8 protein-coding genes are annotated in these 8,729 nt (G+C 63.4%); 2 read left to right on the forward strand and 6 right to left on the reverse strand.

Going from position 1 to position 8,729, the window contains the following annotated elements; all coding sequences use genetic code 11:
* From KDH09_18970 to queG, 6 genes are all read right to left on the reverse strand, one after another.
* Positions 1-181 (reverse strand): hypothetical protein (locus KDH09_18970; protein MCB0221787.1); only part of this gene is annotated, 181 nt, incomplete at its 3' end.
* 114 nt (positions 182-295) lie between these two features.
* On the reverse strand, positions 296-478 hold the full coding sequence (gene rpmF / locus KDH09_18975) for a 50S ribosomal protein L32 (protein ID MCB0221788.1): 183 nt from the start codon (positions 476-478) through the stop codon (positions 296-298).
* 116 nt (positions 479-594) lie between these two features.
* On the reverse strand, positions 595-1,155 hold the full coding sequence (locus KDH09_18980; GenBank protein MCB0221789.1) for a DUF177 domain-containing protein: 561 nt from the start codon (positions 1,153-1,155) through the stop codon (positions 595-597).
* Positions 1,156-1,346: 191 nt separating this feature from the next.
* Entirely contained in the window at positions 1,347-2,084 is a 738-nt protein-coding gene (locus tag KDH09_18985) for an enoyl-CoA hydratase/isomerase family protein (protein MCB0221790.1), read from the reverse strand.
* Positions 2,085-2,193: 109 nt separating this feature from the next.
* Positions 2,194-2,910 carry a hypothetical protein gene (locus tag KDH09_18990; GenBank protein MCB0221791.1) on the reverse strand — a complete coding sequence of 239 codons (717 nt, stop codon included), beginning with the start codon at positions 2,908-2,910 and terminating at the stop codon, positions 2,194-2,196.
* Positions 2,911-2,969: 59 nt separating this feature from the next.
* The gene (gene queG, locus KDH09_18995; GenBank protein MCB0221792.1) at positions 2,970-4,022 is read right to left on the reverse strand and encodes a tRNA epoxyqueuosine(34) reductase QueG; all 1,053 of its coding nucleotides are present in this window, start codon (positions 4,020-4,022) and stop codon (positions 2,970-2,972) included.
* A 116-nt stretch (positions 4,023-4,138) separates the two neighbouring features.
* Here queG and KDH09_19000 point away from each other — a divergent pair, with 116 nt between their 5' ends.
* Positions 4,139-5,074 carry a metalloregulator ArsR/SmtB family transcription factor gene (locus KDH09_19000; GenBank protein MCB0221793.1) on the forward strand — a complete coding sequence of 312 codons (936 nt, stop codon included), beginning with the start codon at positions 4,139-4,141 and terminating at the stop codon, positions 5,072-5,074.
* 38 nt (positions 5,075-5,112) lie between these two features.
* On the forward strand, positions 5,113-8,729 hold a 3,617-nt coding region (gene metH, locus KDH09_19005; GenBank protein MCB0221794.1), incomplete at its 3' end, for a methionine synthase.

Here is an 8,729-nt window from a genome sequence, read left to right on the forward strand (position 1 = left end):
CTTCGGGCGTGCGAAGGTCGAAGAAATTTTCCACTCCGACCTGAACGGGAATGGGCGCGGTTGTAGGACCGGCCAACGGATAGGCCACATGCCGTTCCCAGAGCGCGCGTTCCACGCACCCGGTCAGCAGCAGCGCTGCGAGCGGCAGCCACCGGCACGCTCGCGAAAATCCTGCTTGCATACTCCCCCCCTCCATGGCCCTGCCGAAAGTATAGGGGGGCGCCTGCGGGAGCAAAAGAAAAACCCCGACCATCGGCCGGGGTTTCACTGGAAACTTGATACTTGCGCGGGCGGTCTAGAACTCGTCCTTCTTGACGATCTCGCGACCCTTGTACTGGCCGCAGTGGATGCAGGCGCGGTGCGGGAAGGTCATTTCCATGCAGTTGGGGCACTCGACCATGCCCGGCGCACGCAGGGCGTGATGGGAGCGACGCGAGTCGCGGACGGATTTGCTGGTTTTTCGCTGCGGAGTGGCCATTGCCCTTACCTCAGTTCACTTTCACGGGTTTCCCGGAATGTCCCCAAAAGGACTCGGGAGGCGCCGTATCTACCCGAATCCCGGGGGGATTTCAAGCCTTTTGAGAATTCCGGGCGCTACTTGCTGCCCGAAGGGTCGATTTTGAGGCCTTTGAGGGCCGAAAACGGGTTTTCCCGCTCTTCGGCCTCCTCCTGTCCGGCATCGACCCAGACCTCGTCGGGGGCGTCGCGGAAGCGCTCGGCGACGACTTTGACGGGCAGGTTGATGGCGATGTGCTCGTAGAGGATCGGGGTGAGATCAAGCTCCTCGCCGCTGTAGGTCCATTCCTCCAGGTCGGCGCTGCTGAGTTCCACCTCGTCCTCGGCGCTCTCGCGCAGGGCGGACTCGGCCTTGCTCAGCGCCAGGTCGAGGCGCTCGTCGAAGGTGCAGGGCACGGGCTCGTTGCTGCGCGCGCAGGGCATCTCGTAGTCGAAGCGCACGGGACCCTTGATGCGCAACACGCCGGCGATCTTCTCGATGTCGAGATCGGCCCAGATCTCACCTTTCACGGTGATTTCCAGCTCGCGCGAGTCGAAGGGGCCTTCGGGGCTTTTCCCGGCCAGGAACGCCTCGCGCACCTCAAGGCGCTTGCCCTCGGGCTTGATCTCTTCAATGCGGATGGTGAGGTGCTCACTCATGGGCGCGAACATAACCACCCCGCAGCCCCGGGGGAAGGGGGAATTGAACCGCCAAGGCGCCAAGGACGCCAAGGGGGTTGTGCCGATCCGCTCAATTCGGGACTTGCCCGATGTCGCTCGATCCCTGAACCGGAAATTTCTATTTCTGTCCTACCTTGGCGTTCTTGGCGCCTTGGCGGTTTCGCATTTTCCTATCTGGCCAGATGCGCGAAGCGGTTTACCAGCGGCTTGCCGGCGATTTCCTGCTGGTCGCGCTCCCAGCCGATCTGCATGGAAGGGCGCCGCATGCGGGCCTTGGTGGTGCCGACGGCTTTGGGAACCAGGCGCGCTGCCTGCGCGGCGGCCTGCTCGATGGCGAGCTTGAGGACTTCCTCGTGGGAGGGCGCCAGGTGGTGAGTGATGCCCAGCTCGAGGGTCTCTTTGGGGCTCATGATGCGCGCGCGCAGGATGAGATCGTCACGCACGGCGTTGGGAATCATGTGCTCGACAACGGCGAGCGTCCAGTGGGAGATCGGCAGGCCGTTGACCATCTCGTTGAGGCCGTAGCGGTGCTCGTCATTGTCGATGGCGCAACGGTAGTCGCAGCAAAGATACAGGATGAACCCGCCCGCGAGCGCATGGCCCGTGCCTGCGGCAATCACCGGCGCGGGAAAGCACCAGAGGGCGTCGATCATTTTATAGAAATTCTCGAGCGTGGCCTGCAGCTCCTCGGGGGTGAGCTTGGGAAGGGTTTTGAGATCCAGCCCACCGCAGTAGATGCGCTCCTTGCCCATGAGCACCAGCGCCTTCACTTCTTCCTTCTTCGCGTGTTCGAGCGTGGAGATCATCTCCTGGAAGAAGTTGTCCTGCATGGCGTTGGCCTTGCCGTCATCCATTGTGACGACGCCAACGTCGCCTTCCTTATAGAAGTTGATCACTCGGCTGGGCATGGGTTTTTCTCCTGCGGAAGTATTCGGAGCTGCGAGCCTAGCCCGCAGCAGTAGCGCGAGGAAAGGGCGCTTTCCCGCTCGTCCTGAGCTTGTCGCAGGTCGAACGGAGCTATTTCTTCCTGGCCTTCAAACGCTTCTTGGCAACTTTTACCTTATTGGCAAGAATTTTAATCTTATCGCGTACGGCTTCGGGGTGTAGATCTTTGATCTCAGGAAATTCTTCGATGGCGTATTCGAACATTTCCGCTTGCGTCGTGAGCGTACAGAATGTCTCGTCTTTTAGTAGAGAGTCTAGCGGCTTCAGCGCTCTTTCTTCGCGCTCTTCTTCTTCCCGCTCTTTGGCCTCTTGTTCCTCTTCGAGCTCGATGAGTCTGGCCTGCCAGCCATTTTGGAGCGTCTCAATTGCTGCGCTTCGGAGAGCAGCAAATCCTTCACCCCATGGCTCTTGATCCATGTAGTAGAGACGCGCTTCTGGTGTAATGCACATCATCGTAACCGACATATGGTCGCCAATATGCTGTTTGAAAGGCTTGAGTTTGGGTTCGACCTTGGTGAGGTCTTCACCGGATTCATCGTCATATTCGTCATCGGCATGGAAGCGATCAGGCCTTATCTCTGTTGGGTCGGCGAAGAAGAGGTCTTCGTATAAATCGAGAAATTGAAAGAATATGGCGCGGGCACCGATGTGTTTGCATGATTCAAGAAAAGTATCCAGATCCCCGTCGACCCATAAAGCGGACCGTTCTGCTCCGTCGATTCCGTTGGTGACGTGGATTGGTATTAGCTCATGTTTTGCTATTTTGTCTCTAATCTCTTGAATGTCCATGACTTCCCCTTGGTTCTGGTTGGATGCAGGGACCATTGCATGAGGGACTCCCAATGTAACTAATCCGCACGCAGTCGCTCCAGCGCCCAGTTCGCATGTTCCCGCAGGATCTCGTCGTCGCAGTCCTCGAGGAACGCTTCGATGAGCGCAATCGCCTCGACATCGCCCGAATTGCCCAGCGCGATGAGCGCGTTGCGCTTCAGGCCCCGGCCCTTCGCGCGTCGAAGCGGCGATCCGAGGAATTCATCCTCGATCTCCATGGGGTGGGTCTCGAGGATCCATTTCAGATCGAGCCTCGCGTGGCCAGCGCGCGGCTCGAAGTCACGCTCGCTCGTGGTGATCGGCTCGCGGTTCCAGGGGCAGACTTCCTGGCAGATGTCGCAGCCGAAGACCAGGTCGCCGAACTTCTCCCGCAGCTCCTCCGGAATCGCGCCGCGGTTTTCGATCGTCTGGTAGGAAATGCAAAGGCGTGAGTCGAGCACGCCCTTGCCCGCAAAGGCATCGGTGGGGCAGGCATCCAGGCATGCGGTGCAGGTGCCGCAATCGGGCATGCGTTTGTGTACGGCCGGGCCGGGTTCGAGTGCGCGGTCGATGATTACCTCGGCAAGGAAGAGATAGGAGCCGCCCTCTGGATCGATGAGGCAGGTGTTGTGACCGATCCAGCCAAGGCCCGCCTGCCGCGCGTAGCTGCGCTGCAGGACCGGGCCGGTGTCCACGTTCAGGTAGGTGCTGACCCCCGGAAGGATCGCCTCGATCTTCCGGCGGAGCTTCTTGAGCCGCTTGTTGATGAGCTGGTGGTAGTCGCGTCCCCAGGCGTAGCGCGAGACCGTGCCCCCAAAGCGCGGGGCGTCGGTGGGCGCTGTGTTTGCCAGGTAGAACATGCCGAGGCTGAGCACGCTGGCCGCGCCGGGCAGGAGGACGCCCGCGTCGGCGCGCTCGGCGCTGCGGGCCCCGATCCACTCCATGTCGGCGTCGTGGCCCGCCTCGCGCCAGCGGCGGAAGTGGGCGAGGTCGGCCTCGGGCAGCCGCGCCGGGGTCAGCGCCGCGCGCGAAAAACCCAGCTCGGCCGCCGCTGCGAGGATTTGCTCGGTGATTTCAGGGCCTTCGCTCATTCAGAGCGCCAGTATAGCGGGCTGAATCCGCCAGGCGATGCTGCCAAAGGGGCAGGGCAGGCTTGCTTTTGGCTTCCTGATTATTCATCCTCTCATCCGCTTTAACGGATGAAGCAATGAATGACCTGGCTACAACAACCGAGCTCTGCCGCCTGATGGGCGAGCCTACCCGCCTGCGCTTTCTGGGCGTGCTCGGTGAGGAAGCGCTCACCGTGGCCGAGCTCATGCAGGTCACGGGCGTCACCCAGTCGCGGGCCTCGGCCCACCTGGCCAAGCTCAAGGAAGCGGGCCTGGTCCATGACCGCCCGGCCGGGCCGGCGACATTCTACGCGCGCGCCGACGAGAGCATGAGCGGCGAGGCGCGCGCCCTCTGGGACGTGCTGCGCGGCCAGACCAGTGATGCGCTCTTTGAGGAAGACGCCCAGCGCGCCCGCGCCATTGCCGCCGCGCGCGCCGGTGAGGGCGTCAAGTGGGCCGACACCGTGGCCGGACAGATGGAGCGCCACTACTCGCCGGGACGGACCTGGGAAGCCACCGCCCGCGGGCTGCTGGGGCTGTGCGAGCTGGGCGACGTGCTTGATGTCGCGTCGGGAGACGGTGTGAACGCCGAGCTCGTTGCGCCGCGCGCGAAATCGGTGACCTGCATCGATGCGAGTGAAAAGGTCATCGAAGCAGGGCGGCGGCGGCTCGCGCACCTTGGCAACGTCCGCTTCGAGAGCGGCGACATGCACGCGCTGCCCTTTGCGGATGCAAGCTTCGACCAGGTGCTGTTGATGAACGCGCTGCAGTACGCCAAGAGGCCCGCGCAGGTCGCTGCCGAGGCGGCGCGCGTCCTGCGAAAGGGCGGGCTGCTCACGCTGGTAACGCTCAAGCGCCACCGGCACGAGGGCGCGGTGCGCCCCTACAACCACGAGAACCTGGGCTTTGCGCCCGGACAATTGAAGCGCCTTCTGGAGAAGGCAGGCCTTGCGGTAGGCACCTGCGCGGTGACCTCGCGCGAGTCCAAACCTCCACATTTCGAAATTATCTCGGCCTACGGCCGCAGGAAATAATCCCGGCCCCGGGCCGGCCGAAGCAAGGAAGAAACACCATGAGCACGCGCGAGCAGCGGATCGCTGCCCTCCATGAAGAACTCAGCAAGCGCATCCTCGTCCTCGATGGGGCGATGGGCACGATGATCCAGCAGTACAAATTTGAAGAGGCCGACTATCGCGGCGGGCGTTTTGCCGACTACGATCGCGACCTGAAGGGCAACAACGACCTGCTCACGCTCACCCAGCCCCAGGCTATCGGGGATATTCACCGCGCCTATCTCAAGGCCGGCGCCGACATCATCGAGGCCAATACCTTCTCGTGCACGCGGGTGGCACAGGCCGACTACGGGCTGGAGGATCTGGCCTACGAGCTGAGCGTCGAGGGCGCGCGCCTTGCCCGCAAGGTCTGTGATGAATTTGAGGCCGCCGACGGTAGGCCGCGCTTTGTCGCGGGCATTCTGGGACCGACCAATGTGACCGCCTCGATCTCCCCGGACGTGAACGATCCGGGCTACCGCGCCGTGACCTTCGACCGGCTCGTTGCCGACTACACCGAGAACGCGCGCGGGCTCATCGAGGGCGGCACGGACATCCTGCTCATCGAGACGATCTTCGATACGCTCAATGCCAAGGCCGCGGTCTTTGCCGTGCGAAAGCTCTTTGACGAGACCGGCGAGCGCCTTCCCGTGATGATTTCCGGAACGATCACGGACGCCAGCGGTCGCACGCTCTCGGGGCAGGTGACCGAGGCGTTTTACAACTCGCTCTGCCATGCCGAGCCGGTGAGCATTGGTCTGAACTGCGCGCTCGGTGCCGACCAGCTCCGCCAGTACGTCGAGGAACTCTCGCGCGTGGCGCAGACTCATGTGAGCGCCCATCCCAACGCGGGTCTTCCCAACGAGTTCGGCGAATACGACGACACGCCCGAAGGCATGGCCGCGCAGATCGGCGAGTGGGCGCGCAGCGGCTTCCTCAACATCGTGGGCGGCTGCTGCGGCACGACGCCCGCGCACATTCAGGCCATTGCCGACGCGGTGAAGGGACTGGCCCCCCGCAAGATCCCGGAGCGCCCGGTGCGATGCCGGCTCTCGGGGCTGGAGCCGCTCACCATCGGACCCGAGAGCAACTTCGTCAACGTGGGCGAGCGCTCCAACGTGACGGGCTCGGCCAAATTCCGGCGCCTCATTACCGAGGGCGACTACGAGGCCGCCCTCGACGTGGCGCGCGAGCAGGTCGAAAACGGCGCCCAGATCATCGACGTGAACATGGACGAGGGCATGCTCGACTCCCAGGCGGCGATGGTGAAGTTCCTGAACCTCATCGCCGCCGAGCCCGACATCTCGCGCGTGCCGGTGATGATCGATTCCTCCAAGTGGCCGATCATCGAGGCGGGTTTGAAGTGCGTCCAGGGCAAGGGCGTGGTGAACTCCATCTCCATGAAGGAGGGCGAGGAAGCGTTCCTCGCCCAGGCGAGGCTTGCCCGGCGCTACGGCGCGGCGGTCGTGGTCATGGCCTTCGACGAGGAGGGCCAGGCCGATACCATCGAACGCAAGGTCGACATCTGCGCGCGCGCCTACAAGCTTCTCACGGAGCAGGTCGGTTTCCCGCCCGAGGACATCATCTTCGATCCCAACATCTTCGCCGTGGCGACGGGCATTGAAGAGCACAACAACTACGGCGTCGCCTTCATCGAGGCCACGCGGCGGATCAAGAAAGAGCTGCCCCATGCGCTGGTGAGCGGCGGCGTCTCCAACGTGAGCTTCTCGTTCCGCGGCAACAATCCCGTGCGCGAGGCGATCCACTCGGTGTTCCTCTTTCACGCCATCGCGGCCGGGATGGACATGGGCATCGTCAACGCCGGGCAGCTCGAGGTCTATGAGGAAATTCCCAAGGACCTGCTCGAGCGTGTCGAGGACGTGATCCTCAACCGCCGTCCCGATGCGACAGAGCGCCTCGTGGAGTTTGCCGAGACCGTCAAGGGCGGCGAAAAGGAAGCCAAGCAGGATCTCGAGTGGCGCGGCTGGCCTGTGGCCAAGCGGCTCGAACATGCGCTCGTTAAAGGCATCGCCGACTACGTCGAAGAGGATACCGAGGAAGCGCGCGCCGCCGCGACGCGCCCGCGCGATGTGATCGAGGGCCCGCTCATGGACGGCATGAACGTCGTGGGCGACCTGTTCGGCTCGGGCAAGATGTTCCTGCCGCAGGTCGTAAAGAGCGCCCGCGTGATGAAAAAGGCCGTGGCCTACCTGATTCCATATATCGAGGAAGAGAAGGCGAAGAACGACGACACCTCCTCGAACGGCCGCGTTGTGCTTGCCACCGTCAAGGGAGACGTCCACGACATCGGCAAGAACATCGTGGGCGTGGTGCTCCAGTGCAACGGCTACGAGGTGATCGACCTGGGTGTCATGGTTCCTGCGCAGAAGATCCTGGACACTGCCAGGGAAGTCAGCGCCGACATCATCGGGCTCTCGGGACTCATTACGCCCTCGCTCGATGAGATGGTTCACGTCGCCAAAGAGATGGAGCGCCAGGACTTCCGCGTCCCGCTGCTCATCGGCGGCGCTACCACGAGCAAAGTGCACACCGCCGTAAAGGTGGCGCCGGGCTACGAAGGCGCGACAGTCTATGTCACCGACGCCTCGCGCGCGGTGGGCGTGGCCAGCAAGCTGCTCAGCGAAGGCCAGCGCGCGGGCTATCTCGAAGAGCTGCGCGCCGAGTATGACCAGGTGCGTGCCAAACACGCAGGGCGCCGCAGTAAGAGCAAGTCGCTTTCGCTGCAGGCGGCGCGCGAGAACCGCGTGCCCATCGACTGGAGCGCCGAGGCGCCGGCGAGGCCGAGCTTTACCGGCACGAAGGTCTTTGAGGACTACCCGCTCGAAGAACTGCGCGCCTACATCGACTGGACGCCCTTCTTCCAGACCTGGGAGCTGGCGGGCCGCTACCCGGCCATTCTCGAGGACGAGACCGTGGGCGAAGAAGCGCGCAAGCTGCTGGCCGACGCCAACAAGATGCTCGACGAGATCATCGCCGGAAAGCTGCTCCATGCCCGCGCAGTGCTGGGGCTCTTCCCCGCGAACGCTACGGGCGACGACATCGAGGTCTACGAAGACGAGAAGCGCAACAAAGTGCGGGCGAAGCTCCACACCCTGCGCCAGCAGATGGAGAAGGCGCCGGGCCGTCCGAGCTTTGCGCTCGCCGACTTCGTGGCTCCCAAGGACTCGGGCAAGGCCGACTACGTGGGCGCCTTCGTGGTGACCGCGGGCATCGGGCTGGAAGAGATCGTGAAGAAATACGAGGCCGACCACGACGACTACCACGCCATCATGGCCAAGGCGCTGGCCGACCGCCTGGCCGAGGCCTTTGCCGAGCGGCTGCATGAGCGCGTGCGCAAGGAACTGTGGGGCTATGCGGCGGGTGAGAAACTGGCCAGCGAAGAGCTCATTGCCGAGCAGTACCAGGGCATCCGCCCCGCGCCGGGCTACCCGGCCTGTCCCGATCACACCGAGAAGGGCACGATCTTCGAGCTGCTGGGCGCGGAGGATGCCGCCGGCGTGAAACTCACCGAGAGCTACGCCATGTGGCCCGCCGCCGCGGTGAGCGGGCTCTACTTCGCTCATCCAAAGGCGCAGTACTTCGGGCTCGGAAAGATCCAGCGCGACCAGGTCGCCGA

The sequence above is a fragment of the Chrysiogenia bacterium genome (assembly GCA_020434085.1).
Lineage (GTDB): Bacteria > JAGRBM01 > JAGRBM01 > JAGRBM01 > JAGRBM01 > JAGRBM01.

Excerpts from the sequence above, each read along its gene's own strand:
- rpmF (MCB0221788.1), bottom strand. The coding sequence starts at position 478 with ATGGCCACTCCGCAGCGAAAAACCAGCAAATCCGTCCGCGACTCGCGT.
- KDH09_18980 (MCB0221789.1), bottom strand. The coding sequence starts at position 1,155 with ATGAGTGAGCACCTCACCATCCGCATTGAAGAGATCAAGCCCGAGGGC.
- KDH09_18985 (MCB0221790.1), bottom strand. The coding sequence starts at position 2,084 with ATGCCCAGCCGAGTGATCAACTTCTATAAGGAAGGCGACGTTGGCGTC.
- KDH09_18990 (MCB0221791.1), bottom strand. The coding sequence starts at position 2,910 with ATGGACATTCAAGAGATTAGAGACAAAATAGCAAAACATGAGCTAATA.
- queG (MCB0221792.1), bottom strand. The coding sequence starts at position 4,022 with ATGAGCGAAGGCCCTGAAATCACCGAGCAAATCCTCGCAGCGGCGGCC.
- KDH09_19000 (MCB0221793.1), top strand. The coding sequence starts at position 4,139 with ATGAATGACCTGGCTACAACAACCGAGCTCTGCCGCCTGATGGGCGAG.